Consider the following 26,374-nt stretch of genomic DNA (forward strand, 5'->3'; position numbering starts at 1 on the left):
AAAACCGCAATATTGTACAAAACCAAACAATTATTATGCGGTAAGCTAAGTTAAAACAGTACTATTCTTAGTAACTAGAAAAGAGATGCTATGGCGAAGAATAAACCCAGCAAAGAACGCGCTGATTATAAGATCACTGAAGAACTAGGTGGCCTTGAGATTCTTGATGCCCAATATGAAAAACAGAATTTTTCTCGTCATAGTCATGAAGGCTATACCATCGGACTTATTGAAACTGGCGCACAACGGTTTTACCGCACTGGTGGGCATCATATCGCACCAAAAAATACTATTATTTTGGTTAATGCTGATGAGGTACACAGCGGTCATTCTGCTTCAGAAGGTGGTTGGGCGTATCGAGCGATGTACCCACTTCCGCAACAACTAGAACAGATAACCACAGAGCTTTATTTACCTAGCTATGGGGCTCCATATTTTCCTAAGGCCGTCGTTTCTGACCCAGATCTGGCTAGCCAACTTCGACTGGTTTTCAACACGTTAGATAGTTCAAATAACCGTTTGCTTAGAGAATCGCTTATCTACAGCACCTTGGTGAAATTGATGGGTAAGCATGCTCAATCTAGGCTCGCCCTTAGTACCGAAGTCAAAACACAAAAACAGTTACTATTGGTAAAGGAGTTCTTGGATGACCTCCCTCAAGCGGATGTTTCATTGAGCGAACTTGCCAAACTTTCGTCTTTAAGCCCTTATCATTTGGTTCGTTCTTTTCAGAAAGCGTTTGGGCTCCCACCTCATGCTTATCAAATCCAATCTCGCCTCCGTTTAGCAAGAAAACTGCTAAAAAAAGGCCACACCATTTCAGATACAGCACAGGAATGTGGCTTTCACGATCAAAGTCATTTTCATCGTCATTTCAAGAACGCTAACGGATACACCCCTGGTCAGTACTTAAAAATGCTCTGAGCAAGTTTGTACAATCTCTACCGCTTTTAGATCGCTAGATTTAAAGTATGCAGGTAGAGGAAGCGAATAAATGAAACAAAGTAAAACCCAAACAGAGAGAAAAAGCACATTATGTTGGCAGGGAATAGTAACGATGCTACCACTAAGTATCGCGGTTCTTCCTTGGGGTTTTTTGGCTGGATCCTATGCGATAGATGCAGGTTTGTCTGGCCTAGAAGCACAAGCTATGTCTGCGGTATTATTTGCAGGCTCAGCTCAGTTAGTCGCCGTCGGTATGTTCAAGGAGGAAGTCGGACTTAGCACTTTGCTGCTCACCACCTTTTTAATTACTTCCCGTCATTTTTTGTACAGTGTATCCATGCGAAGCAAAATCAGTACATTATCTGGTCGATGGCGTTTATTGCTTGGGTTCTGGTTAACTGACGAATTATTCGCAATCTGTAGCAGCCAATCAGATAAAAAGTTTAATCGCTGGTATGCCTTGGGAGCCGGCGGTTCGTTCTATCTTATTTGGAACATTGCTAGCTTTATTGGCATCGTTGCTGGCAGCCAAATCCCATCCTTAAATGACGTCGGATTGGATTTTGCTGTCGCGGCCACCTTTATTGCTCTAGTGATTCCACAAATCAAGTCGATACCAGTCTTCATTTCCGTCGTCGTCTCTTTGATCGTGTCTGTATTCTTGCTACTGAATCAGATTGAAGGTGGGCTAATGATGGCGTCAATGAGTGGAATAGTGAGTGGTTACTCGTGTGAGGTCTTATTAAAAAAAAATCAATACTTAGAGAACCTAACTAAAAGGCATCAATGATGATAATGCTATCCATACTTTCAATGACCGCGGTTGTTTTTTTAAGCCGTTACTTGTTTCTTGAACCACGAATTCCGCTAAAAATGAACAACCATGCTCAGAGATTATTGAGTTATTCTGGGCCTGTGGTTCTAACGGCACTGTGGGCGCCGATAGTGTTTTTTCCAGAGGGTGAATTCTCATTTAGATTGGATAATGCGTATTTGATAGGCGCGGTCGTAACGGGTCTGCTTATCTGGAAAACGAATAACGTTCTATTAACGATAGTGATCAGCATGGGCGCATTTATGATCTGTAAACTTGTTGTTTTTGGTTAGTTAAAAAATTAAGAATGTGAGAGATAAGACATAATAAAGATATAAGGCAAAGATTTAAGGGACAGACACTTCAGGTTTAAAGGTGTATGTCCCGTTAGTTTAGGTTTTTGATATAATTATTTATGCTTTTTTTTCTTACCGCTGCCTTCAGGTTTCGCCACCGGTTTATTTGCCGCTAAGAATTCCTCACTTATAACGTCATCGACCTCAAAACCCACTACTTGTTCACGTTCAAGTCTGATCTTGTTCTTCTTTTCAATGACTTTGAAATGATGATAATCTTCATAATCGATAAGCGATAATGCTAAGCCCACTTCACCAGCACGGCCACTTCGACCAATACGGTGCATGTAATCTGATGGGCTCCTAGGTAAATCAAAATTGATCACCACAGGCAGTTTATCAATATCTAAGCCACGAGCAGCAATATCCGTGGCAATTAATACTTCAATCTCGCCCGCCTTAAATGCCTCAAGCACACGACTGCGAGCTCCCTGACCTTTATCGCCATGAAACACTTCTGCGGTAATACCACGTTTAGAGAGTTTTTCAGCTAAGTGATTACAACTGTGTTTGGCATTGACAAAAATAAGCGCTTGTCGCCATTGATGATGATGGATCAAATGCGCTAATACTGCTGTTTTTTCCCCTTTATTAACGGAAAAAACACGCTGTACTAAGGTGCTGGCATCGGCACTTTGCAAGTGTAATTCAACAGGGTCATCGAGTAACGCTTGAGTTAACGTCTGTACTTGTTCAGGAAAAGTCGCGGAGAACAGTAACGTTTGCTTTTTATTTGGCAACAATGCCAACAGCGCAGTAAGCTCATCAGTAAAGCCTAAACTCAACATTCGATCGGCTTCATCAAGTACTAAGGTTTTCACTCTATCCAGCTTAATAGCATTGCTTGAAATCAAATCAAGTAATCGCCCTGGCGTGGCCACCAAAATGTCTGTGCCACCACGTAACGCCAGCATTTGAGTATTCGCGGACACACCACCAAAAACAGCAACCGTTTTAATTGCACCGTTAAAATGCACCGCATAAGATTTTATGCTATCAGCAACCTGCTTGGCCAGTTCACGAGTCGGCACCAAAATCAAACCAGTAACATGGTTGCCTTTACTGCTTTTACTACTCAATGGTTTTTCATCGTGTATGTGCTGCAATAGCGGAAGTGCAAAGGTGGCCGTTTTACCTGAACCGGTATTCGCACCTGCAATCAAGTCACGCCCTGCCAATACACTTGGGATAGCTTGCGCTTGAATAGGCGTTGGCTGTTGATATTCCAGCTCAGTTAAACGAGCTAACAAGGGTTGAATAAGGCCAAGTTCTGTAAAGTTGGCTGACGTTGTGACAGTGGTCATTAATATAAAAGGCTCAAGGCTAAGATAATAGCCGATTATTTTAACTTATTTATGGCTCGTTAAGTTAGTAAATTTCGCGGGCGTTCAAGGGACAGGTTTTGAAATAAAAACAAAGAATAAAAAAAAACAAAGGGACAAAAAACAAAGGGACATGCACCTCAAGGGGTGAACGGTTGAAGTGGTGTAATGTTCGCCATTAAATGATGATGATTCAAAGCACTAGGTGGGAGAACGCCTTAAAACTATCGAGTTTTTAGAATGATCGAGTTTTAAGGTGTATGTCCCCTGCTAGTCTTGCTTGTCTTAACTTTCTTTCATGGCGGAAATGACTGAAGGCTCATTGATCAAGTCAAATAACATACTCTTTGCTGACGCTCTCTGAGAATCCGATAAGATCTTCTTCGGATTATCTCTGCATTGGGTGATGATATTTTTGACAAACTTACTGTTGGTACCAGATAACTCATACGCGAATCTAAGCGTATCGAGCAACTCAGTTTGAGACAAACTATAAACAGCCATCTCACAACTAAGTTTATCCATGGCAAGTAAATTATCGACTACCAGCTTACATTCAGCATTGAACTTTTCTTTTGCTATATATCCGTCAATCAAAGCCTGTACTCTATCAGCGATAGCGACAGGCACTTCCATTGTTTTCGTTTCATGCGTCATTATTGATTCTCTTGCTCTAACTAGGATTTAACTTCTGGATCAAGTTTACCCCCTAGCTCATGTTTCGGCACCAACTTTAACAATTATTTGAGCTAGTACATCAGCACCCACTATGTAATCAACCCGGCAAGTTTCACAATTCAGAGCGAATTGAGGCGAGTAGTCTTAAGGAATTATACTGCTTTATGTTCCAGTGTCATCATTCAATAGACGACCCATCACTCCCATTATCTCTTCAATTATTGACGGTAATGACTTTGCGACGACGCGGTTTAATACCTTGTGCAATACTTGCCAAAATAATAATTCCGCATCCTAGCATTTGTACCGGTGAGAGCGATTCTTCAAAGACAATCCATCCTAGCATCACTGCCGAAATAGGTTCGATATAAGAGATGGTACTGAAGGTTGCGGCCGGCATGCGTTTAATGGTGTAAATCGCTAAAACAATACCCAGAAAACCCGGAAATATACCCGCCAACAACATCCATCCCCATTGAGTTGTAGATAATGATAATTCCGAATTTAATAACAGAGGTGCAACGCAAAGCGCACCAATCAAGAACTGCCAGCTACATTTAGTGAACTCGTGGTAGTGCGTAGGAATGACCCTATTAATTAAAATAAAACTGGCATAGCAAGCCATTCCTGCCAATGCTAACGCCAAACCTAACCAAGATGTTTGAGGCGCAGCAACATCTGCCGGTTGGTACATGACGAGAATAAAACCTAATAAAACGATGGCTACAGATGACGATGAATACCGATTGAGCCTTTCTTTAAGCACAAAGTGTGCGATAACGGTTGCAACAACGGGGGCCAAATATAGCGCCATAACTGCGATTAGCATCGTTGTGTAATTCAAAGACGCGACGAAAAACGTCATAAAACCGGCAATCATCACACCGTTCACCAACATTAAAGGATGAGGCTTAATGCGCAGTTGACGGCTTTGACCCGTCATCACCATTAGCAATAGCAAAAGAGCGCCACCAATAAATAGCCGAAAGAAAGTGACGGTAGCGGCATCAAGTTCAGATAATCGTGAGATGACACCTATAGTGCCCATACAAACAGCAGCGGTAGTTGCAAGAATTATCATTTGGGGCGATATGGTGTTGGGCATAGTTGGCTCTTAACTGAGTGATTTATTGTTGTGCTTTCACACGCCGAGAATAGGTAGACCTAATATTACACCAACGAGGCAAGATGGATATCAATTGTCGTATTTTAGAACCCAATACTTCGCATTGCACTAATTAAATCATTGGGTTAATTAGTGTCATATCAACATAAAAATGTCATTCAGTAATAAAAAACACTGTTCATACGAGTTTTGTTCCGATACCATTCATCCATTATATGAATATACTATTGGGAATGATGGATGTACAAATGGATATCGGTATTCGCTTTATTTTCTGCGACTTTACATAGTCCTGTTGGCTTTTCCGCCAGCATTTATAATGCTCCAGATGATATCTCACTAGAACCCCTAAACATAGTTTGTGAAAGTATCGTTTGTAAATCAGTCACTGAACCAAAAGCTGTACCTGCAGTTGGCGATGTTCCGAAGAGAAAGCAGAATGAAACGTTAGACGCTATTACTAGTGCTCTTTATATTGTCGGTTCTATGGGATTAGCTGAAAATCATTCTACTTCCGAAAGTGAGATGTTAACTTCTGACTATCTACCACCGAAAGTGAAGTATTAACTTCTGACTAAGCCAAAACGTATAATAAACCAAGAATAAGCTCCACACAGTCGATATCTTTGTTCGACATTAAGTAATCGATAAGTCTATGTAATAAAATCCTAATTATAGGCAACTCTAGCTCTGGTAAAAGTTGGTTAGCCTCTCAACTATCTGAACGACTTGAAGCGAAAAAGTTCATATCTCTGTTAGTTTTTATTAAACATCCCCAACAACAGAATTCTTATTTTCTATATAGCAACGACCAAAATCCCAAATTAATCACAATATCGACAAGATACTTTCGGTAATGTTTATCCACATATAGTCATTATGAAGAGGTCTGTGCATGAAAACACTCGATTGTAATTCTGTGAACCTAGAAACGCTCGAATTACTGAGCGATATCGAAACAGAGCTATACCAATTCGCCAGACATTCTTCGCTGCTACTGCAAATTGATGCAATGAAACATTGGTTAAAATTTGGAGATAGACAAAACGTTTTCAAACACGCTTGCATGATCGATGGCAAAACAGTGTTAGATGCTTGTACTGACGTCCTAGAAAACATTGGTTTCTCAGCAGAAAATTTGTTTGAATACACTTTGTCTAAACAAGGGTGCGTAGGAGAATCAGGATACTACGGCATATTATTCAAGGACGATGAAGCGCCAGATAGAGATGATGATGAATCAGGGGATGGAAGTGGCTCCCGTCCGGTCGTCACTCTCCACCATTGGACAGGCAAAAGGGAAAGATTCGAGGTAACACATTCCGTTTTTTTTCATGCACTTAGAACACACTTAATAACCAAGGGCAAGCTCGATTTAGCCACCGAGGTGTCAAGGAAGTACAGGCTGTCCGATGAGAGCAGCTACCTATGCGAGCCGTTTACCGTATTACCAAGCTTTCTTCACGAGTTGCAAACTGAATTGATAATGGCTCGGACTGACAATCGACAAACGTTTTATGGCCGCATCGCCATCAGTATTGATAACATTCTCTTTTTGCATAAACCTGCCCTGTAAAACCTTACATTTAGGAAGAACTGAGCAAGTTGTGTACCTTTCGGCTATTCTACGACTAGACGATAGCCTAGCGTATCAGCCTCACCACCAATGAACCAGGGGCTCGAACAGACTCGACATTATGGCTAATAACCGTCCCTGCGACAGGCGCCGTATAGGTCTCTACTTCATCACCAAAGCTGTTGTATTGTATAGCCAAAACCTGTCCCTCTATAATTCTATCCATCAGTTCAACATGACAAATAACGAAACCACCCTGCCTTGCACGCACACTAATAATCTCTTTGCCCTCAACACACAACGTTTCGTTGAGCTCGACTTCCCCGGGAATAATCTCATACGATTTAAGGACATTTAATACGCCGTTGGTCGCCCGATCTATCATCTCCAGATCGGTATACCGGCCAATACCGACTTCAATGGTGATGGATGGAATACCAGCCTGATTGTAGACCGTTTCAAGAATACCCGGATCGCCCGGGTCATTAAGAATGACATCCGGATTGATAAGCCTTGCCATGCGAATCGAATCTTCTAGTCGGTAGTCCGCAAAGGCATAAAGTGGATAAGCAGAACCACTTGTTTGAGAATGGAGATCGATAGCTAAATCTGCATTAGGCTTAAGTAGATTCTCCCAAAGACTATTTGCGTAACGACTGGCATCATCACCCATTGGGCTCCCAGGAAACACGCGATTTAGATTGGTAGATGAACTATCTGGAGCGGCAGAATGGAAGTCACGACTATGGCGAACAATACCCGTCAAATTCACCGTCGGCACTATAGTCACTGTACCGATAAGATCTAAATCAACCAGAGCTCTAGCGAGCTGCTGTGCAGTTAGGATACCGTTTTGCTCATCGCCATGAACACCAGCAGTAATCATTATCCGTTTACCCGGTTTTTTGCCTTTGAATACCCTAACGGCTAGAGTTTGTGGGTGACCAATGGCATCGGTAGCCACCGCAAACCAAAATTTATGCTCACCTGCAGTAAGCGCATCCACATTTAACGCTTGAATTGTAGGGTACATAGGAACAATACATTCGTTCAGTGAACCGATCATTAACCTCTCCATAGTCAAATAGTGTAGTACGCCATGTTAACTCAAATGTTACCGCTACGCTTCCTCTACTAACGCCATCCCAACAGTAGACAGTGGTGGTGCAATTAAACGGGCATAACTTAATGATTATTCGTTGATTTGATAGTTAAATCCGCTCATCGCCTTGTAAGAAAACCATTCATAGGCTTAATAAGTGCGCCCCTCTAATTGTTAAACCCTTTCCTCCTTGTTAACCTAAGTATCTACTCGGAGAATAGCCGTTTTTTGGCAGCAGAGGATTTGCAATGGCAATTGTATGTAAAACAGAGAGAATGATTATCAGGCAGTTCAATTTGGACGACGCCGATTTTATCGTTCGATTGTTAAATAATGAGTCGTTCATTAGGTACATCGCTGACAAAAATATTCGAACCCATGCTGACGCTATGAATTACCTTACTACCGGGCCCATATCAAGCTATCAGACTCATGGTTTTGGTCTCAATTTGGTGCAACTAAAAGGCACAAAAACACCAATCGGCATGTGCGGTTTATTGAAAAGAGAATCGCTCGTTTTTCCAGACTTAGGTTATGCTTTTTTACCTGAATTTTGTGGTAAAGGCTACGCAAGTGAAGCAGCTGAATCTGTTTTAACAGAAGAAATGGCCACTCATTCTCTTAATACCGTTCTAGCGGTTACGCTTCCGGACAACGTTAACTCTAACCGTTTATTGAAACGCATCGGTTTTAACTTGACAGGGATGGTGGAATTATATGATTCACAAAACAATCTTTACCAGTACGGTAACTAAAAATGACTAACGGTATGACGAGGTCATACCCCTTCACTTAAATCAGGTAAACTACGTTAGGCAGTTGGTCTAACAATCTAGGGAGGTCATTTCCGGAGAAACCAATCGTTCTGTCTGGATAACCGGGTGTATAGAGAATCTCTGTTTTATTTATCATCTCTTGGTCCACCACTATTTGAACATGCTTAGGAAGTCCAATGGGGCACACAGCACCAGGTAGACAACCAATCTCTTCTGTCATCTCTTCTGGGCTACAGATAGAGACACGTTTTCCCAGAACGGCTTTAACAGCGTGTCTATCCAATCTTTTATCTTTTTCTGTTAGCAATAAAGCAAAACCGCCACCTTTAAGTTTCAGAAATAAACTTTTGCTCATGGTTCCGGTAAGACCTAGTTCTTTAGCTACTTTTTCATCGGTGGCAAAATCATGGATGGGTTCGTGTTGCCACTGTTTAAAGGCGATATTGTTTTCTTCAAATAACTGTTTATTGAATTGATAAATAGATTCCAAACGGTCCATTATAAATATTGACTCCAAATTGGTTTAGTTTGAGTAGCGATAACAGTAAATATAATCATAGTAAAGATTATACCTATCCATTTTATTGCTTTTGAGTTTGAAAATGTCAATGCCATTTCTGCGGCGCCCATTGATACCCTATAGAACCAGACACGTGAATGCTTACAGATTAGATCCATTGACATAATAAATATATCTAATAAAAATAATTAGTCATAAGTTTTACTTATAACAAGGAAATCCCACACGAGAAAATTGAATGCGCGAATCAGATGATCATTGGAAAGCGGTATTGGATTCAACCGCCTCAATTTAGTGAACATAAACGCTTTACTTAAACTTAAGTTGAGGTATTAGCATAGACAATGTTGCTTACAAACAAACTTAAGGAGAGAGAAATGATTCAATTAGAACATGTTAATTTAGTGGTACACGACATCCCAGACATGTTGAAATTTTACCAAGCTGTATTTCCTCATTGGTATGTTCGTGATGAAGGAAAAGGAGACTGGTACGGTAAACCACGTAACTGGTTACACTTTGGTGACGAATATCAATATATCGCGTTAAGTGATCATGGGGAGGGGAAAATTCGTGATTTATCTGGGCATCAAGTCGGTCTAGCTCATTTCGCTTATGTGACCCATAGCATTGACGGAGTAATAGAGAGGCTTGGTCAAGCTGGCTTTTCAATAGCAAAATCTGGTGCAAAGGAACCATATCGTAAAAATATCTATTTCGTTGACCCAGCAGGATTTGAAATCGAGTTCGTGGAATATCTAAGCGATGACCCTAAGCTACGTAACCGCTCCAGTTGATTCAGTTTGAGGTACGTTATTAAACGGCCATATCCCATTCAGTAAGCACGCGAATCCTTACTAAGAATTCGCTATAAAATAGTACTTATATGTATGGCAAGAAAACTGAGAATGACACTTTATTCGATTGTAGAATATATCGAAGCCACCTTTAAATCAGGTGGCTTATTGCACTTTGGTTCCAACTTAATCCTCCATATGACTTTTCCGTGGTAATTTATGAATCAACCAATAACCTACGCTCATTGATAATACGACCGATGCGATTGCAAAAAGATAATTTGCACTCATTGACTCAATATCAATAATGATCACCTTCCTTGCAATTGCCATCAATGCTGTCGCCATAACTATTTTGACATGAATGACATGATCTCTAAGATAAACAGTGATATTTATGAAAATTTCTATCGCGATTAATACCGCCATGAACGCGCCAAAAGTGGCAAGCATGTCTGATATTGTTAGAATTAAAAATGGAGGCGATGTCAGTTTTTTGTATAGAATCCATGAAACGTCAACTACCCCCATAATAATCACAAACACCATAAGAATAGAGAGTGCTCTTACAGACCAGTGAATAACAACTTGGAGACTGGTCGATAACTTGTCATTATTATCAATCTTCATATCACTCACTCCATTTACCGTACTACGGACATGATTGGTGAAATAAACTCATTGGGTTTTAGAGTCACTACGGTTGTGTTTAATTTGTTTAACCAATACTCAGCTTTATTTCCCATTAAGTAACCAGCGATGCCAGTTCGAGACATAGACCCTAAAAAAGTGACATCAATTGACTCTTGTACAATAAGTTGTGGCAGTAGTTCTTTTGCATGCCCTTGTATTAACTCAATATTAATTTTCACAGAATCACTATCTTTTTCTACAAAATTTTCTACGATAGCATTCATTTTTCTTAAACGTTCAGTTCGCATTCGATCTATAAGATGAGCGATATCCGTGTCATTGTAGCCACTCCATTTTCGTAGAAAACCTTCAGACTCTAACTCCCATATGTGACATAAAATTAATTCAGAATTTGTTGCTTTGCATAAATCGTACGCTGCATTGAAAATTTTCTTGCATAACTCTGCGCTGGCTTGTTCTTCAAGATCGACTGCTGCCAGTATTTTTTTAGACGAATGTAACTCATTAGTTGTAGACCAAATCGGAATTTCAGACTTTCGCATTAAGTGAAGCGTTGTACTTCCCCTTTGACAAGCATGAGTCTTGTTACTTCTGTGACTATCTATAACTATATAATCCGAATTTTCCTCTCTTGCACACTGAATTATCTCTATGAATGGGATTCCAATTCTTACTTGGATATTAAAATCGATATTTTGATATCGACTTCTCAATTCACTAACAAGTGCCCTCAATTGTGAATGATATGTTTTGGTAACCTTATCTATAATATCCAATGTTCTCGCAGAGTATTGACTGATTTCTTTCAACTCATTCATGTCCTCGATTACCATTAATAACGTAATTTTTGATTCGGATTTGTCTGCCATATTAAATATATTGTTGAGAGATGAAGTTATCGTTTGTTCCGGAGCTACAGGGACCAATAAATTTTTAAATAACATGTTGCCTCCAATGAGTCGGTGAATAGTTGTGCTTCACAAAAACAATACTTCATTCTATGTATTTATAAAAATTAATAATTACAATGATAAGTATAGATAATTACCTATACTTAAATCTAAACGACGCTTATGAATCTGTTAGAACTTGGGTATAAAGTGAAGGGGAAGTAAATGCAGTTATTAAAAAATCGGTTGTCTAGTTTTCGCTGTTTTCGTGTCTTTCTTACCGTCTATGAGCAGCGCTCAGTTTCAGAAGCTGCCAAGTTATTGAATCTTACTCAACCAACCGTATCAATACAGCTTAAGCAGTTTTCTGAACTTCTTGGTGTCGAACTCTATCACTTGCAAGGAAAAAAATTGGCGTTCACTGAAGCGGGTCATATGACAGCTCGATATTGCATGCAAATAATACAAAATGTAGATGATCTCGAAATAGAAATTGCCAATTTAGCACAGCTAAAATCGGGGACTTTGAAGGTAGCCGCCGTAACATCTTGTGAGTATTTTGTCCCACATTTAATAGGGAGTTTTTTAGATCAGCACCCTATGGTGGACATTGCTTTAAAAGTTGAAAATCGTGACAAAATAAAAGAAAGATACAAGGATGGTCGTGATGATTTGTACTTGTTCAGTCATATAGATGGTGATATGAAAGGGGATATTGTTCCGCTTTTCCCGAATAATCTGTACGCCATTGCTAGTAAAAATCACCCTCTTGCTCTTAAGGGTCGCATCACTTTACAGTCACTCATTGGCTTCTCTTGGATATTACGAGAACAAGGTTCAGGTACTCGCCAAGCGATAGAAAAACACTTTGTTCAGCATGATATAAATATAAAACCGAAATTTGTTATGGAGAGCAATGAAGCAATTAAACACTGCGTTATGGCTGGTATGGGGCTTTCTATTCTTTCTGAATATGCTTTAACTCAAGAAAATCCCGAAAATATAACGATATTGTCTGTCGACACCTTCCCTATAGAAACTCAATGGAATCTTGTATTTCCTAGCTCAAAGAGGCAAAGTCCGCTTAGCCAAGCGTTCATGGCGCATCTTATTGATTACAAAAAAATATTGAAAAATAGCTCCATCAAGCAAGAAATATCTTCATTTCACAACTTACATAATAGGACGACTTAAGCGAATGTAATAAATATGTCTAATAAAACTGAAGGCGTAGATCAGATTATCGTTGGACAAAGGTGTATTTTTGCCTTAATTTTCATCTCAATTACCAAACTATCGGGTACTATGTTTCGCTTTATACATCTCAGCGTCGGTATGATGTAATACGCTCTCTAGCGACATATTTTGTTTTCTACGCCATGATATTCCAACCGCCGCAGTGACAGTTAAACTAAGGTTACTTTGTGTATCAGTAAATAAAAATTCTTCGAAATTGGATATAGACTTGAATAACTTCTCTCTATTTTCACCAAACTTTTCTCCACACACTAAAATAAACTCATCACCACCAATACGATAGGCATTACCTTTCCAATGAGTATTGATTTTTTCCGCTAATAGTTTGAGCACTCGGTCACCTATTTCATGCCCAAAGGTATCATTAATCAACTTGAACCGGTTTACATCTAAATAGATAACGGTATGTTGTGCAGGTATACCTCGTGCAAATTTCCGATACAACGCTCGACGGTTCTTCAATTTCGTTAAGTTGTCTGTTATTGACTGAACATGAAGGAAATAGGCAACAGTAGCAACCAAAAGAAGAAGTAAAAGTAAGAGCCATAATCGGTAGTTATTAAATTTTTTCTCAGCAAACAGGTTTGCACGCCAATCGGGAATAACATTATATTTGTTCACGATTTGATGTAGGTCGAGCATTTGAATTGCTCGAGAAAAGAGCGGCGATAGTTGCCTGCCCATTTCATTTCTAGCAAATGCAACGGCTACTTTAGATGAATAGAAGTTACCAATTAATGTATCTTCTACGAAAGGTAGCACTGTACCTGACTTTATTAAAAGGTGATTGTAATTGGTTCGACTTAATACAATGTAGTCAACGTCGCGATCTAACAGAGCTTGAATTTGACTATCTTGATTCTCATATCTATACAATACTTTATTCGGTAGCATACGAGTGAGCAAACTATCGTAAAAGTCTTTCGTTATAACGCCAACTCGTTCAGTAATCAGCTCTGAAATATTACCATAAACATTATTTTTATAGCCTTCTCGCTTTAACAGAACAACTTCTGGAAAATAGTAAGGATCACTAAAGTACATATGGTTTCTGCGCTGTGGGGAAATAATAACTTGTGCAAGGATATCAATTTTCTTCTTGAGTAAATCAGAGTACATACTTTCCCATGTCTCATCTGCTTGACTTACAATCTCACACTTTATCTCTAAAATTGCACATGCTTGGAAGACCACATCAACGCTGATGCCTTCAATAGCGCCGTTTTTATTATAAACAGTATACTCAGCTAGATTTTCTGACTTAACCTTGTATCTCTTTTGCAGATCTAACGGGCTTTGTCTTACCGCCATACGAAGAGATTGCTGACGAATAGTAAACTGGTACTCTTTAATCGCAGAGCTTAATACTCTTTGTACCGCCTCACTGTAGGCGTGATCCTGAATCTTCTGAAGTAATTGTGTATGCATTCCCATAGGAGCCACAATAGATACCGGCTTGATAGGAATTTGATCATTCAAGATTTCAGCCTGAAAGCCTTTCATAAGCATAGGCTTTAATTGATTAATAGCGTCAACGACACCATCGACCGTGTTGGTAGACAAAAGGTCAACAGCGGCATCGTGACCTAGATAAGGGATCTGCTTAATCTCTGGGTAATATTCGAGAATTAAGTCACCATAAATGGTGCCTTCGGGAACACCGACAACGTTAATTTCATTTAGGTGAGCCCCCGTGTTACTAAAAAGATAGGTATATTCAATATTCGTTGGGGCTGATATATCAAAGTGATCCGCTCTTTCCTTCGTAAAAGTCACATTCGCGGCAAAGTCGGCATCTCCAACCTCAATAGCCTTCAAAATGGCATCAAAACTAGAATACGTGACGTATTCTATATTGAGGTCAAAATAACGTGCCGCCGAATCAAACAATATACGCGTTGTAATGTCATCCGCTTCAATTGCAATGTTATACGTTCTAGCTGAAGAGTCGTCATTTGCGTAGACAACATTGTTTATTGTTGCCAACCACAAAAAAATCATTACAAATAATACAGTTTTTATCATGACGGTATAAATATTTATAGTTTTAGTGTTGATATACAACAGTACACCTAATGACCGTCTAAATATATAAGCTCTTACCAACAAATATTCAAAGGCGTGAAGGCTGTTAGATTATAACACCCTACAGAACCGTTACTCATTATGATGTAACGTTATAAATGAGCCATTCACGCAAAACCATTGAACTGAATTACTTAGCCCATAAAAATAGGCATCACTTTATTTTTGCCTAAACGCTTTGCTTCATACAATTGCTGATCTGCCCTGTCGATTATTGATATCGAGGTTTCACCTTTCGCGAATTGAGCGACACCAAAAGAAGCCGATATATTCCCAATTTGTTTACCTGTTCGTTTATTCTTAACAGAAATTTTTTCTATCGATTTGCGCACAATTTCTGCAAACTGACTTGCAACATTAAGGGGCGTACTTGGCATCAGTAAGGCGAACTCTTCACCACCGTATCGATAAGCCGCAAACCCATCCCGACAGCTGGCTTGTAACCGTTGAGCGATAGCTTTGATTGTTAAGTCACCGAATACATGGCCGTAATCATCATTCAAACGTTTAAAGTTATCTATATCTAAAAGTATCAAACATAATGGATGCGAATGTTCAGAAATACAGTAAGCTGATAAGGCTTTATCAAATGCGCCTCGGTTCAATAACCCTGACAAACTATCGTAGAGTGCATCATTCTGTACCCTTTCTAGCTCTTCTTTGAGGTTGGATATTTCCGTACTCGCCGTACTCATTTGTTCATTGAAATAGCTGGTGGTGTTTTTTACCTTCTCCGAATTCTTTGCAAAATCACGAACTAATGAAAGCAAGTCTTCAAAGGAGTTTGCACCTTTTTCAATTTTGTCTAGATCTGAGAAGTTTTCTTCTATCGATTTTTCAAACGACGTGGTATCAGCAAGCGTATCTCGCATTGAAAGTGATACCTCGTTGACAAGACTTTCAAGGTTTCCTTTCAGTTTACGTATATCTGATTCTGTTTTCCCTGCGCAATAAGTCTGGTAAAGCTCTCTATTATGACTTGGCAAACATAAACCATATTCTGCAATTATTCCGTCCAACTCACTATTTAGCTGAGGTTGAGTTTGCTCGATATACGTATACCACAGCTCATAGTTTTGTGGGGTTGTAGGTGTCTGATTTTTAATCATCAAAGGTACAGCGGCTCTGAGTGTTTCTGCTGCTTTATGAAAGTCCTGTTTCGTCATCTGTTAACCTAGTCACTCTTGATTCTTCTTATTTTTTATTGCCTCTAATGTACAGATTTCATTCACTATTTTCCTGTATGTTCGCTGCTATTTTAGAAAAATAGCGGATATTCCCATTTTTGGGAATGGGGAAATGATGATGCATTCCCCCAGTACTTTTTATCTATTTCATAACACTAACTGTTTCTTAATGCTTCAATACGCTTATCAAGCGGCGGATGACTCATCAGAAGCTGCATCATTGTACGTTTACCATTAATACCAAATGCCATCATCGACCCCTCTAACTGTGGTTCATGACTTACCTTTAACCTTTCCAGAGCCGCAATCATCTTCTGCTTACCCACTAAGTTCGCAGCGCCTGCATCGGCATAAAACTCTCGGCGACGGCTGTACCACATGGTGATAAAGCTGGCGAGAAAGCCTAATACCATCTCTAAGAAAAAAGAAACGGCAAAATACAACATCATATTTGTCCCCTGCCCTTCCTCTCTATTACCAGACGAGACAAGGTTAGCCACGAACCTTGAAAGGAAAATAACAAACGTATTCACCACACCTTGCATCAGTGTCATAGTGACCATATCGCCATTTGAGATATGGCTGATCTCATGAGCCAGTACCGCTTCGGCTTCATCGCGAGTCATGTTTTGCAACAAACCACTCGATACCGCAACTAACGAATCATTACGTTTCGCGCCTGTAGCAAACGCGTTGATGTCTGGTGCATCGTAAATGGCCACTGTTGGCATGCCAATACCCGCTTGCTTTGCTTGCCTTTCTACAGTGGTTAGCAACCAATGTTCTGTCTCATTTCTTGGGCTCTCTATAACTTGTCCGCCAACAGAGCGTAACGCGATACGTTTTGACATCAGCAGTGAAATAAGAGAACCACCAAATCCAAATATAGCAGCCATAACCAATAGGCCACTCAAACTGCCCGGTTGCACACCTGTTGTCGCATACACAATATTTAAGACAATACTTAACACCAAAATTACCGCTAAGTTGGTTGCCAAAAACAACATGACTCGTTTCATTTACTTTCTCCGATAAAACACTTATTGGTCAATTGACCTTTTATTATAGCGGCAAACCCGTAACAAGGAGTGTGACGCGATTAATTAACTCTATAGTCATTGATTTTGGTAACAAGGTTAAGCGAGAAATTGAAACAAATTGTCAACGGTAAGTTATCAACAAGATAACACCCACAAAAAGCTAGGCTAATAAGATCCAATGCCTAAAGTCTGTGGCCCCATCGAGATTCAATGCCGTTGGTTGAATAAATGGGTTAACGAGGATCAATGACGCAAATAGCCGTCATTTTCGTAAAGCGGAACTCTTGTTCACTGGGGAGTGAGTCAAAATACATCAAGCCCCCACTTTCGTGGGGATGACGCGAAAATATGAGGATGATGATAAGCGAATAGATTGAAAAGCGACGGTGAAAGTGACTAGTGGCGTTCTTTCAGATAGATATATTCTCCGTCACAGCTTTCGCGCTTTGTGATCCTTTTTTGTAGTACATCAAGTTCGACAATCTCACCCGGAAAAATAAGATCTGGATTTCGGCTTCCAAAGTATTTTGGGTTCAATTCTTTTAACTTCTTATACTGCATATCATACATTTTGGCGATTTTGGTTAGATAATCATTTTTCCTAACCGTGTATTCTTCAACCACCACGTCGTATTCACAGTCAACCAACACTTGGATCGGGTCGACTAAAGGTGTTGGTTCTGGCAAAGGTTCAACAACGACAACTGGTTCTGGCTCTACCTCTACTACAGGTTCAGCAATATACGTTTCGCTTTGCCCAAAATTGTATTTTAGACCAAGTTCATAAGCATAAAGGCTATTATCCGTTAGTTTATGAAAATAACGGTATCCTAGGACCAAGTCTAATGCCTCTGTAATACCGTACTCAATATTTAGTTTTGCCATCGCAATAGTATCGTTTTTATCATCGGTCCTATAAGCCATCGGACCCACGCCGAGGTTTATGTTTGCATATTTAGATAATGGCAACACGCCAACTATTGATGCACTATAGCCAATAAGATCATCGCTATTGTTCGACAATACTGAACGCAAATTTGCCACACCTAATTCAGTTCGAAGATACGGATTCCATTGATAGCCACCATCGATACCATACGCAAATGTCTCTTTGTCTTCGTCCAAATCACTTAAAAAGAGGGCTTTGGGTGCAACATAAAAGTAGTCATCTGAATATTGTTCAACATTCTCATTTGCCTGTGCAAAATGAAGTGTAGAAATTGAAACCGCGGCTGCTAGGAATAATGTTATTTTTGTTTGTTTCATATTAAGTTTCATATTAAATACCTAACCCAAATTCGATGGTAAAAGAGCCCGAATAACGACCAGTATGAACGTCATCAAATTGCTGAGCCTTGTCATAGCCAACCCGTATTTTGTAGACAATTTCGTTAGCCGTTTGCTGCATGGAAATAGGAACCGGTACGTCGTTCACATTGATTGCTCTACCATCCGTGACGATCTCTTGCTTTGAGCAATATTGATCACATTTGATATCGTATTTTATGGTTGCACTATTGTTAACGTAATCCTCATGCTTAAGATAATACCCTCCTCCTTCTGGTTTAAAGGTCATGTTGATACCCGTCATAAAATTCCCTTTAACGGTCACCTCAAATTCTGTCGGTTTACCCTTCACCGTTTGGGTTGACTTGTCATACAAAGGTTCAATCACGCCATTCAAACTGTTTGATGGTAAAAACGGCCCGATATTCCTAATGTCAACGCTATCGATAAAATCTATCTTAGTAATATTAAACTGAAGCGAAATTGGCATGGTCAGTACGCGGTAGGTAAGAATCTCACCGCGATAATAGTAATAACGAAACGTAACATTTGTTGAACCGGTAAAATTACCAACACTAGTGGCGGCTTTTAAAGCTACTTTTAAGGCCGACTCATCTTTTAAACTAAAAATAGGCTTAACAAAGAAGAAAGGGGTTTGCCCAACCGAGTTATGTTGAAGATGTTGGTTACCTATGCATTCACCAGAGTTAGGTGATGCTGAATACACCGCTATCGTATTACCTGAGACCGTCGTGTTTTTGCATTCCGTCATCGAAATTGAGGAAAGCAAACTGTTGTTTTTTACAGTGAAGTTCGCCCCACTCCAGTTATATTCAAACCCTGATATATGAATAGGCACACTGATGGTAGTGCCAGATGCATCGTTGCCTTTGAGCGTGATGGTGGCATCTTGTGGTGCTGCTCCGGGGATCCAACGTTTTGTTGGTGCTAAATTCGTATATATCTCTGATATGGAAGAAGTAAGAAGCGAACTGCTATAGGCCATTCCAGTATCCCAAATAATCTGATCACGCTTGTACTCTGCAGTAATCGTTACCGCACTAGCATTAACAGAAAAAAATACGAAGCAAAGAAACATCCACTCTCTTATAAAATTCCATGAACTCAAGCATGACTGCATTTTAAATTCACCCTTTATATTTAACGGTCAGTTTTTCTTTTGATTTTTCGTTATGGTTAACAACCGTCACATTTAAATCCTGTCCAATTGCATCTACTGGCAATGGAAAGTTTTTTAAACGACCTTTAATGACGGTATATACACTTCTGCATGTTCTTTTAGATTTATTTTGGCAATTATCTACGACGACACGAACCATCGTATTGCTTTTATTAAAGATGGTGATGTTTTCCCCATCGGTTTCGATGTCATATTCTAAAACGCCTTCTTTAGCGGGGATAATAAATATGGGGGCATAGCCGATGAACACATTCATTTTTTGTTTATAGCTTTCATCATCTGGAACATAAGGTTTGGGTATAATGGCAATCTCAAACGTTTTATCTTCGCTCAAATCACAGGCACTGCCGCAAATGGCCTTCACTCCTAGGCTTTTCGACCTGCCGGGTTCCAAAATAAGCTTATTATTGCTTAGTGCGATTGCCCATCTATCTAAGTTACCTCGTGTGTATTCTATCTTTGAATACTCCCCTTTTTCGTCCGTTATTATTTCTCTAATACTGGTTTCAATATAATAATTTGTCTCTTTATCATTGGTAAGAACATACGAACCATTACCTTTTTTATCTGAAACAATAAACATGGTATCCAGAAATACGGCTTGTGACGCGTTAGAAAAGACGCTTAGTAAACCAACCAATAGTGCTATTTTTTTCATTCTTACCTCAAAATTCTAAATTATTTATTCAAACTGACATCAACGGGGTTTGTATTAACAGCATATTGTAGTAACGAATCAATCGTGCGACTTTGTCGCATCGTTATTAATGTTTCGTCGCTATAAACGATATATACCGATGATAGATACTGCCCCTCAGCTAGATAAACTTTCACATGAGAGTCTTGTAAATCATCAATAACATTTAAAATATCGGTATCTGGATGGAAAACACCTAAGTTTTGTACGATTTTTTTATCACCGTTACTGTCTTTAAGCTCTTTTTTCTGACCAACTTTCAGATCTGGGAAACAATAATTGTTGCCGTAGTTTACTTTATTGTTGTTGAGTACATTTAATTGACAGATAAGCTGTTCATCCGATTTAAGGGTATAAGGCAGTTCGTCTATTACTGTTAAGTTATACACACCGTCAACCACACTATTCATTTCAATACACCCTTCGCCTTGACAACTTAGCGACGAAACAGGTTGATTGAATATATCGATAAACCCAGCAACAATTCTTTTTGCCTTACCGACAGTTGCATTTACTTTTACGACGCTTCCTGGATGCGCATAACCCACCACATATTTATCGCCGGTGTTATGCAGGTCAGCAATATCGGTATTAAGATCCATCTGATAATTGTCGTATGGCGTCAGACGTATTAACTCTTCGGTGTTATGGATGTAGTTCTTTTTGACGCTACCACTATTTGTCCGTCGAACGGTTAAATGCGCTTTTAGGTCATCGCTATTATTCACCGCGCTGGAGTTCGATGCGATATCGACTAACCCGTAAGACTGAGATTTTTCTGATGTAAAATAGACCTTATTATTGGTCACTACTTGAGTGCTACTTAAGTCAGCAGACACGCCGTAGTTGTCATCAGAGTCATAACTTGTATAGGCGCTACCACTCACCCTCTTGTTATCGTATTGCCCGGAAATAGAAGCGTCTGTCGTTGAGCTATTCTCACGACTTGTACGGCTATAGTTATTGCCCACCTGACCATAAGCATTAAAGTTATCGGTTTCTATCAGTCGATTAGCTGTTAGCGTATTTCGGAAGGTATTAACCCCATCGCTGTCGCCTGTAACCATCGAGTTATAAGATAAACCCGACTCTGAATCAAGATCGATATTCACCGAAATTGACGCGCTCAATTTATCTTCAAATGCACGTGATTTGTCCGTTAGATCGTCGGTATAACCAACATTGAAATCCAACCGAATATGGCTATTTAATTGAGTCGACAACCCAGCAGTGACATTCACATTTTCATAATCACTATTATACTTAACATTGTCATTGTTACTGTAAGAGCCACTTAACCGGCCATAAGAGGAATCTGCAATTGGGAAGCTTGTGCCCACATATAAGCGTTCATAATCACCGTACCCAAATAACGTAGACGCAAGATTATCCTTATCACTACCGATTAGTTTCTGATATGAAACAGAAAAACTAGACAACTGCAAGGTCGAATTTAGGTATTGCTCACCTGTCGTTGCGTGGTTGTACGCCAATTCAAGTTGACTATCAAATGGCAACAACAAGGATGTCCCTAACAGGGCAACACCACCTAGCTGACTCCCTGTCACACCCAATCCAACGGTGGCATAATCGTTTACCTTTGACGCAGCCAAACCTCTAGCAAAACCAATTTCGTCTTGCTTTTCATCATTATCATAGATAGATGACCCTTCGAGAGTACCTGCAGCCAAAGAGAAATCAAATTCACCGTTTAATAACGTATCATTCGATTGATTAAAAACCGTGAACCTTTCGCGAGAAACCACAGAATTTCCCGACGTAATTTCTACTACTACATCATATATTCCATAAGGCAGTTCAGCATAACTGAGTTGTTGTTGACCTTGCTTGGTATTACCACTAAATATAATTCTGCCGTTGGTCGTATTACGAACCACTATTCGGCCTGATGTTGGCGCAAAATAAGCGAGGCTTTTCTGTTGGTTTTTCTTACCCAAAAGGAGTTTATTCGATGAAGCCACTTCAATAACACGTTCTCTAACATTGTTTATCGAACTGTTATTTCGTAAAAAATCTGTCGCGTTGAGCGAGTCATAGCTTCTAAACTGCCCCACTCGCATTTGATAGTTTTGATAATCCAAATAATAGGCCATCTTATAAACATCGAGATCACCTTCATTTACATCATATTGCGCATCGCCATGCAGGTAGCCAAAAGGTAATCCAACGACAATCTCGTCATCAATTCTGACATTCACATCTTGGTTATTACTTTTGCTGCTATAGATTGAGAAATGGTTGATTAACGCTGCATTCTTGTCTTCCGAGCGTTGATACGTTAACAGTTGTTTAAATTGGCTGTTATCGTTTAATAGATCTGGATTAACGAAGAGTAAAAGCAGTTTGTTATCATAATCAAAAATAAATTGATAGGTTTCTGGCATAACCAGACAATCTAGAATATCAGGCTTGTCACAAGCAAAATCGGTATTAACGCCTAACGCGAGGTCGGCCATGATGCCATCTAATGCACTCGGCGTAAGTTGAGAGTTGACCAATGCCTGATATACCTGTTGCTTTTGTTGCACTGAATCGGTCAGTTTAATGGTGTTGTAATTAATCCTAAGCGGCAACATGGCAAAGTTTTCATTGATATCACGAAAAGACACCTCTTCATTCGTAAATTCATAAAACGACCCAAAACCTTCAGGAAAGCGCTCCGCCGTGTTGGCAAAAAGAACGGATGAATTCAATAAGGCAATTCCGAAAAATATGACGGCAGCGAATAAATTTTTCATATATTTAACCTAAAGCTAATCGTGAATGCTCCTTGACAAAACCGGATGTCGCCATCCGTTCCCGTCGCGGGGACAGGTGCAAACGTCAGCATTACGTTATGGTTAGAGTTTTTGGTCGCGCCGGTTTTATCATTAAAATCTGTGATAGTTTTTGGTGTACCCAATGTAAATACACCCGTCGCACTGGTTGCGTTTCCAATGAGTCCATCTAAATGAACGGTGGCCAGCTCTTCGTAACCTAGAGCAAGCTTTGCGGGGTCGGCACTGAGCGAATCGGTATAACAAGCCGATATATTTTCTTCCAACGTAAGTTGATAACCAGAAGAAGAGGAGGCGTCAGTATCACTAACTGGAATGTCGGTTTCGATCTCCAGTTCAAACTCTCTATCCGAAAATGTTTGTTTATTAGGGTCGTACATTAAGGTGACGGATTCAGGGATCAACCTGAACGTGACAAGGTCAAAGTTGTACATTTTTGATTTATCAACTTCAGTTTCAATCGTCAGTGTTTCCGTACGCTCTATCGCATGAACACTTAATGGAAATGCAACTAGAATCAATAATTTTGTGACCGCATTATTCATCTATGATCTCTACCGTTCGCCAAGAAATAAGGTGGTCAGCCTTAAACAAGCTGTACCACCTTTACATAGTTAAAACTTATGCTGATGTAGCCAAAATAGTTACCGCAACAGTGGCTTCGTCACCTGCGTATTGGTCAATCTCAGCATGTGATGCTGTATCAGATTTTATTTTTAGCTCGATTGCGCTATCAGCGGTAGTTAGAGCACTCGCTGTACCAGTAGTAAGAACGCCAGCACCATTAATGCTTGCAAGAAGCTCTTGGTTGTCATAGATGTTCCATGCAATACCTTGGATTTCTACGCCCGCCGCGTAAAATTTTGCTTCGTCTACTGCCCATGTTGCAGGTTGTAAAGCACCAACGATCTCATCAATTGCCGCAGGAGTTCCACCTGGACCCGCTGGCACAGGTGCAGTATAAACGTGGCCTTCTAGGTCAATAAGCGTACCAATAGGGATGGCACGCTCGCCATCTTTACCCGTTATGATGAACGTGCCATCTGGAATGGCAACACCAGGAATAACGCCCTGCCACTGAGCTGTTGCTTCAGATGTATCACCTGTTGCTGCGTTCGCTGCAAAAGAAGTCATTAGAGCCAAGCTCAAAACTGAAATTACTTTTTTCATTTTTATATCCTTTAGATTACTTTATTTGGAAACATTGAAGGTTACCCGCACCGAAGTACTTAACCTGCCAAGAGTTTCGCGTTTTATGGATATTTAATGAATAGCACCGCGGTTTGAATATTATTTTTGTTTGCTAACTTGTCAAAATAGGTATGAAAAAGGCACATTTTTCCTTAAAGGACAGACACCCTATAAGACGTTTTTCTTTAAAGGACAGGCGCCTTATAGAATGGAGATTGATGGAGTGCCTGTCCCTGATAAAATGTGTGTCCCTGATAAAATGTGATAACAATGTCGACAATAATGCTGTTTCATCTCTTTATTTGACTCGCATTTCTAATATGGTTAATTTGAACCCATATTCTTTTAACTCATTGGTCGCTCTAACAATGATTGTTTCAGGCCATTGAAGGTAGTAATGAACATTACAAAGAAAAAACTCAACGAAGCGGTAGAACAAAAAATCATCTCACCTGACCAAGCAAGTGAATTGTTTGAGTTCTTACAAGAGCACGCTTCTGATTCTCCTAAATTCATTTTCACTCACGTGCTTTATTACTTGGGCGGGTTCATTGCTATTGGTGCCATGACTTTATTTATGAATCTAGGTTGGGAGTCTTTCGGAGGCATAGGTATCGTTGCGATATCGCTTCTTTATTCTGTTCTAGGCATAAAGATGACGCAGACTTTCTCTAATAAGCATCTTCATATCCCTGCGGGTATATGCGCCACTTTCGTCGTTTGCTTAACCCCGTTAACCATTTACGGACTTCAACAATGGTTAGGAATCTGGCCTGATGACAGTGTTTACAACAATTACTACAGGCACATAAAATGGCATTGGCTATACCTAGAACTGGGGACATTGTGTATTGGGGCTATGATCATTTGGAAATATAAATACCCATTTCTAAATATGCCTATTGCTATCACCCTTTGGTTTATGTCGATGGACATGGCCGGTATGTACTTTGGTTCTGATACATCATGGGAGATGAGAGAATTAGTCTCACTTTATTTCGGATTATTAATGATATTCCTCGCAATATGGGTAGATCTGCGATCACGAGGAAAAGCTGATTATGCCTTTTGGATTTACCTTTGTGGTGCAGTGGCATTTTGGGGAGGGCTCTCATTGCAGAATTCGGATAGTGAGTTATCGAAATTCATCTATTTTGGCATCAATCTTTTGATGATTGGGGTTGGCGTAGTGCTAATTCGTAGAGTTTTTGTTGTTTTTGGTGCGATAGGAAGTTGTATTTATCTTGGGCATCTTGCACAAGACGTTTTTGAAGACAGTTGGCTGTTTCCTATTGCATTAACCGTGATTGGGTTGAGCATTATATATCTTGGGGTTCTTTGGCAAAAACATGAAGATGTTATTACTGAAAAATCACGACGCTTTCTTCCATTACCGTTAAGACAATTATTAGAAGATAAATCATCAAGGCGCACATGATTCTGAAGATTCGTACCGTGTAACCATTGGTATCGATTAACAACGTTTTGCGTCAAAATATTATAATTTTGGTTCTGTCAGCGTAAGCTATCCGAAAGCAATAATTGCTTTCCTACTAGCATATGTTAGCTACTATTTATGTGCACAAAGGAAGATTAATTGAATGGAATTAACCATCGGAAATACGCCAGACATCATCTCAAAAGCGCATTCGATTCGACATCAAGTTTTTGTTGTAGAACAAGATATCCCTCAAGAACTTGATCATGATGGCCTAGATAACATTTCCAGCCATGCGCTAGTAACAGATGATGACTCATTGGTTGCAACTGCCCGTCTGACTGTAAACGACATCGGCCACGCAGTATTGGCAAGAGTTGCCGTCATCGAACAGTACCGTGGTTCAGGCGTTGCTTCTAAAGTCGTCAGCGCTTTATTATCGTATGCTGGGCAATGTGGATGTGTTTCAATTGAGATGCACGCTCATGAATACTTAAGGCGTTATTACGAGAAGTTTGGTTTTACATATGTACGGAATGTTGAAATGGTAGGAGAACATCAGTTGATCGAAATGAAGGTACAACTTACGCCTTTCGATCTCGAGAGAGATGGTTAAAATAAGAGAGGAAGATCACAC

At 39.8% G+C, this 26,374-nt stretch carries 26 protein-coding genes; 10 read left to right on the plus strand and 16 right to left on the minus strand.

Translation table 11 applies throughout. The features are described from left to right. The first annotated feature begins 90 nt into the window (after nt 1-90). The 3 genes from L3V77_RS11120 to L3V77_RS11130 all read left to right on the plus strand — a co-directional run bounded on the left by L3V77_RS11120 (nt 91) and on the right by L3V77_RS11130 (nt 2,052). Nucleotides 91-924: an AraC family transcriptional regulator gene (locus tag L3V77_RS11120; RefSeq protein ID WP_275134221.1), complete on the plus strand. Its 834-nt coding sequence runs from the start codon at nt 91-93 to the stop codon at nt 922-924. A 70-nt stretch (nt 925-994) separates the two neighbouring features. Next, nucleotides 995-1,735, plus strand: coding sequence for an AzlC family ABC transporter permease (locus L3V77_RS11125; RefSeq protein ID WP_275134222.1), 741 nt, complete (start codon nt 995-997; stop codon nt 1,733-1,735). Continuing rightward, on the plus strand, nt 1,735-2,052 hold the full coding sequence (locus L3V77_RS11130; protein WP_275136753.1) for an AzlD domain-containing protein: 318 nt from the start codon (nt 1,735-1,737) through the stop codon (nt 2,050-2,052). The genes L3V77_RS11125 and L3V77_RS11130 overlap by 1 nt, the downstream gene beginning before the upstream one ends. Nucleotides 2,053-2,168: 116 nt before the next feature. Here L3V77_RS11130 and L3V77_RS11135 read toward each other — a convergent pair whose 3' ends face one another. The 3 genes from L3V77_RS11135 to L3V77_RS11145 form a co-directional block, all read right to left on the minus strand. Next, nucleotides 2,169-3,419 (minus strand): DEAD/DEAH box helicase, encoded by a 1,251-nt coding sequence (locus L3V77_RS11135; protein ID WP_275134223.1) that lies wholly within the window; start codon nt 3,417-3,419, stop codon nt 2,169-2,171. Nucleotides 3,420-3,722: 303 nt separating this feature from the next. Further along, entirely contained in the window at nt 3,723-4,094 is a 372-nt protein-coding gene (locus L3V77_RS11140; RefSeq protein WP_275134224.1) for a hypothetical protein, read from the minus strand. Between the two features lie 235 nt (nt 4,095-4,329). Further along, nucleotides 4,330-5,220: an EamA family transporter gene (locus L3V77_RS11145; RefSeq protein WP_275134225.1), complete on the minus strand. Its 891-nt coding sequence runs from the start codon at nt 5,218-5,220 to the stop codon at nt 4,330-4,332. A gap of 261 nt (nt 5,221-5,481) precedes the next feature. On the opposite strand from L3V77_RS11145, the gene L3V77_RS11150 reads away from it, so the two are divergent. Beyond that, nucleotides 5,482-5,808 carry a hypothetical protein gene (locus L3V77_RS11150; protein WP_275134226.1) on the plus strand — a complete coding sequence of 109 codons (327 nt, stop codon included), beginning with the start codon at nt 5,482-5,484 and terminating at the stop codon, nt 5,806-5,808. A gap of 328 nt (nt 5,809-6,136) precedes the next feature. Beyond that, a complete protein-coding gene (locus L3V77_RS11155; RefSeq protein WP_275134227.1) occupies nt 6,137-6,817 on the plus strand; it encodes a hypothetical protein in 681 nt (226 codons plus the stop codon). Between the two features lie 67 nt (nt 6,818-6,884). Here L3V77_RS11155 and L3V77_RS11160 read toward each other — a convergent pair whose 3' ends face one another. Further along, nucleotides 6,885-7,883: a succinylglutamate desuccinylase/aspartoacylase family protein gene (locus L3V77_RS11160; RefSeq protein WP_275134228.1), complete on the minus strand. Its 999-nt coding sequence runs from the start codon at nt 7,881-7,883 to the stop codon at nt 6,885-6,887. Between the two features lie 284 nt (nt 7,884-8,167). Between L3V77_RS11160 and L3V77_RS11165 the strand changes: the two genes are divergently transcribed. Further along, a complete protein-coding gene (locus L3V77_RS11165) occupies nt 8,168-8,674 on the plus strand; it encodes a GNAT family N-acetyltransferase (RefSeq protein ID WP_275134229.1) in 507 nt (168 codons plus the stop codon). 37 nt (nt 8,675-8,711) lie between these two features. Here the strand turns inward: L3V77_RS11165 and L3V77_RS11170 are convergent, their stop codons facing one another. Beyond that, a complete protein-coding gene (locus L3V77_RS11170) occupies nt 8,712-9,194 on the minus strand; it encodes a YbaK/EbsC family protein (RefSeq protein ID WP_275134230.1) in 483 nt (160 codons plus the stop codon). Nucleotides 9,195-9,592: 398 nt separating this feature from the next. Here L3V77_RS11170 and L3V77_RS11175 point away from each other — a divergent pair, with 398 nt between their 5' ends. Next, nucleotides 9,593-10,012, plus strand: coding sequence for a VOC family protein (locus L3V77_RS11175; RefSeq protein WP_275134231.1), 420 nt, complete (start codon nt 9,593-9,595; stop codon nt 10,010-10,012). Between the two features lie 186 nt (nt 10,013-10,198). Here the strand turns inward: L3V77_RS11175 and L3V77_RS11180 are convergent, their stop codons facing one another. Both L3V77_RS11180 and L3V77_RS11185 read right to left on the minus strand, forming a co-directional pair. Beyond that, complete coding sequence (locus tag L3V77_RS11180; protein ID WP_275134232.1) at nt 10,199-10,642, minus strand: phosphate-starvation-inducible PsiE family protein; 444 nt, start codon at nt 10,640-10,642, stop codon at nt 10,199-10,201. Nucleotides 10,643-10,656: 14 nt separating this feature from the next. Then, nucleotides 10,657-11,610, minus strand: a complete 954-nt coding sequence (locus L3V77_RS11185; RefSeq protein WP_275134233.1) for a universal stress protein — start codon at nt 11,608-11,610, stop codon at nt 10,657-10,659. A gap of 171 nt (nt 11,611-11,781) precedes the next feature. On the opposite strand from L3V77_RS11185, the gene L3V77_RS11190 reads away from it, so the two are divergent. Continuing rightward, nucleotides 11,782-12,750 carry a LysR family transcriptional regulator gene (locus L3V77_RS11190; protein ID WP_275134234.1) on the plus strand — a complete coding sequence of 323 codons (969 nt, stop codon included), beginning with the start codon at nt 11,782-11,784 and terminating at the stop codon, nt 12,748-12,750. 99 nt (nt 12,751-12,849) lie between these two features. On the opposite strand, the gene L3V77_RS11195 is transcribed toward L3V77_RS11190, so the two are convergent. From L3V77_RS11195 to L3V77_RS11235, 9 genes are all read right to left on the minus strand, one after another. Next, the gene (locus L3V77_RS11195) at nt 12,850-14,799 is read right to left on the minus strand and encodes a GGDEF domain-containing protein (RefSeq protein ID WP_275134235.1); all 1,950 of its coding nucleotides are present in this window, start codon (nt 14,797-14,799) and stop codon (nt 12,850-12,852) included. A 233-nt stretch (nt 14,800-15,032) separates the two neighbouring features. Beyond that, nucleotides 15,033-16,064, minus strand: a complete 1,032-nt coding sequence (locus L3V77_RS11200) for a GGDEF domain-containing protein (RefSeq protein WP_275134236.1) — start codon at nt 16,062-16,064, stop codon at nt 15,033-15,035. Nucleotides 16,065-16,240: 176 nt separating this feature from the next. After that, the gene (htpX, locus tag L3V77_RS11205; protein WP_275134237.1) at nt 16,241-17,104 is read right to left on the minus strand and encodes a protease HtpX; all 864 of its coding nucleotides are present in this window, start codon (nt 17,102-17,104) and stop codon (nt 16,241-16,243) included. A 417-nt stretch (nt 17,105-17,521) separates the two neighbouring features. Further along, nucleotides 17,522-18,403 carry an outer membrane beta-barrel protein gene (locus tag L3V77_RS11210; RefSeq protein WP_275134238.1) on the minus strand — a complete coding sequence of 294 codons (882 nt, stop codon included), beginning with the start codon at nt 18,401-18,403 and terminating at the stop codon, nt 17,522-17,524. 1 nt (nt 18,404) lies between these two features. After that, entirely contained in the window at nt 18,405-19,511 is a 1,107-nt protein-coding gene (locus L3V77_RS11215) for a hypothetical protein (protein ID WP_275134239.1), read from the minus strand. Nucleotides 19,512-19,560: 49 nt separating this feature from the next. After that, complete coding sequence (locus tag L3V77_RS11220; RefSeq protein WP_275134240.1) at nt 19,561-20,271, minus strand: hypothetical protein; 711 nt, start codon at nt 20,269-20,271, stop codon at nt 19,561-19,563. Nucleotides 20,272-20,291: 20 nt separating this feature from the next. Then, the gene (locus L3V77_RS11225) at nt 20,292-23,069 is read right to left on the minus strand and encodes a TcfC E-set like domain-containing protein (protein WP_275134241.1); all 2,778 of its coding nucleotides are present in this window, start codon (nt 23,067-23,069) and stop codon (nt 20,292-20,294) included. Then, nucleotides 23,066-23,653, minus strand: a complete 588-nt coding sequence (locus tag L3V77_RS11230; RefSeq protein WP_275134242.1) for a hypothetical protein — start codon at nt 23,651-23,653, stop codon at nt 23,066-23,068. Before L3V77_RS11230 ends, L3V77_RS11225 begins: the two co-directional genes overlap by 4 nt. Nucleotides 23,654-23,729: 76 nt before the next feature. Beyond that, nucleotides 23,730-24,278, minus strand: coding sequence for a hypothetical protein (locus L3V77_RS11235; RefSeq protein ID WP_275134243.1), 549 nt, complete (start codon nt 24,276-24,278; stop codon nt 23,730-23,732). Between the two features lie 418 nt (nt 24,279-24,696). Between L3V77_RS11235 and L3V77_RS11240 the strand changes: the two genes are divergently transcribed. Then, the gene (locus tag L3V77_RS11240; protein ID WP_275134244.1) at nt 24,697-25,737 is read left to right on the plus strand and encodes a hypothetical protein; all 1,041 of its coding nucleotides are present in this window, start codon (nt 24,697-24,699) and stop codon (nt 25,735-25,737) included. A 163-nt stretch (nt 25,738-25,900) separates the two neighbouring features. Continuing rightward, complete coding sequence (locus L3V77_RS11245) at nt 25,901-26,353, plus strand: GNAT family N-acetyltransferase (RefSeq protein ID WP_275134245.1); 453 nt, start codon at nt 25,901-25,903, stop codon at nt 26,351-26,353. The last annotated feature ends 21 nt before the right edge of the window (nt 26,354-26,374 follow it).

The organism is Vibrio sp. DW001 (genome assembly GCF_029016285.1).
Lineage (GTDB): Bacteria > Pseudomonadota > Gammaproteobacteria > Enterobacterales > Vibrionaceae > Vibrio.

Coding starts and splice junctions, on each gene's coding strand:
- L3V77_RS11150 (WP_275134226.1), top strand. CDS start 5,482: ATGTACAAATGGATATCGGTATTCGCTTTATTTTCTGCGACTTTACAT.
- L3V77_RS11245 (WP_275134245.1), top strand. CDS start 25,901: ATGGAATTAACCATCGGAAATACGCCAGACATCATCTCAAAAGCGCAT.
- L3V77_RS11140 (WP_275134224.1), bottom strand. CDS start 4,094: ATGACGCATGAAACGAAAACAATGGAAGTGCCTGTCGCTATCGCTGAT.
- L3V77_RS11220 (WP_275134240.1), bottom strand. CDS start 20,271: ATGAAAAAAATAGCACTATTGGTTGGTTTACTAAGCGTCTTTTCTAAC.
- L3V77_RS11155 (WP_275134227.1), top strand. CDS start 6,137: ATGAAAACACTCGATTGTAATTCTGTGAACCTAGAAACGCTCGAATTA.
- L3V77_RS11145 (WP_275134225.1), bottom strand. CDS start 5,220: ATGCCCAACACCATATCGCCCCAAATGATAATTCTTGCAACTACCGCT.
- L3V77_RS11180 (WP_275134232.1), bottom strand. CDS start 10,642: ATGAAGATTGATAATAATGACAAGTTATCGACCAGTCTCCAAGTTGTT.
- L3V77_RS11230 (WP_275134242.1), bottom strand. CDS start 23,653: ATGAATAATGCGGTCACAAAATTATTGATTCTAGTTGCATTTCCATTA.
- L3V77_RS11175 (WP_275134231.1), top strand. CDS start 9,593: ATGATTCAATTAGAACATGTTAATTTAGTGGTACACGACATCCCAGAC.
- L3V77_RS11130 (WP_275136753.1), top strand. CDS start 1,735: ATGATAATGCTATCCATACTTTCAATGACCGCGGTTGTTTTTTTAAGC.
- L3V77_RS11235 (WP_275134243.1), bottom strand. CDS start 24,278: ATGAAAAAAGTAATTTCAGTTTTGAGCTTGGCTCTAATGACTTCTTTT.
- L3V77_RS11120 (WP_275134221.1), top strand. CDS start 91: ATGGCGAAGAATAAACCCAGCAAAGAACGCGCTGATTATAAGATCACT.
- L3V77_RS11190 (WP_275134234.1), top strand. CDS start 11,782: ATGCAGTTATTAAAAAATCGGTTGTCTAGTTTTCGCTGTTTTCGTGTC.
- L3V77_RS11240 (WP_275134244.1), top strand. CDS start 24,697: ATGAACATTACAAAGAAAAAACTCAACGAAGCGGTAGAACAAAAAATC.
- L3V77_RS11200 (WP_275134236.1), bottom strand. CDS start 16,064: ATGACGAAACAGGACTTTCATAAAGCAGCAGAAACACTCAGAGCCGCT.
- L3V77_RS11135 (WP_275134223.1), bottom strand. CDS start 3,419: ATGACCACTGTCACAACGTCAGCCAACTTTACAGAACTTGGCCTTATT.
- L3V77_RS11165 (WP_275134229.1), top strand. CDS start 8,168: ATGGCAATTGTATGTAAAACAGAGAGAATGATTATCAGGCAGTTCAAT.
- L3V77_RS11185 (WP_275134233.1), bottom strand. CDS start 11,610: ATGTTATTTAAAAATTTATTGGTCCCTGTAGCTCCGGAACAAACGATA.
- htpX (WP_275134237.1), bottom strand. CDS start 17,104: ATGAAACGAGTCATGTTGTTTTTGGCAACCAACTTAGCGGTAATTTTG.
- L3V77_RS11225 (WP_275134241.1), bottom strand. CDS start 23,069: ATGAAAAATTTATTCGCTGCCGTCATATTTTTCGGAATTGCCTTATTG.
- L3V77_RS11125 (WP_275134222.1), top strand. CDS start 995: ATGAAACAAAGTAAAACCCAAACAGAGAGAAAAAGCACATTATGTTGG.
- L3V77_RS11210 (WP_275134238.1), bottom strand. CDS start 18,403: ATGAAACTTAATATGAAACAAACAAAAATAACATTATTCCTAGCAGCC.
- L3V77_RS11215 (WP_275134239.1), bottom strand. CDS start 19,511: ATGTTTCTTTGCTTCGTATTTTTTTCTGTTAATGCTAGTGCGGTAACG.
- L3V77_RS11170 (WP_275134230.1), bottom strand. CDS start 9,194: ATGGACCGTTTGGAATCTATTTATCAATTCAATAAACAGTTATTTGAA.
- L3V77_RS11160 (WP_275134228.1), bottom strand. CDS start 7,883: ATGATCGGTTCACTGAACGAATGTATTGTTCCTATGTACCCTACAATT.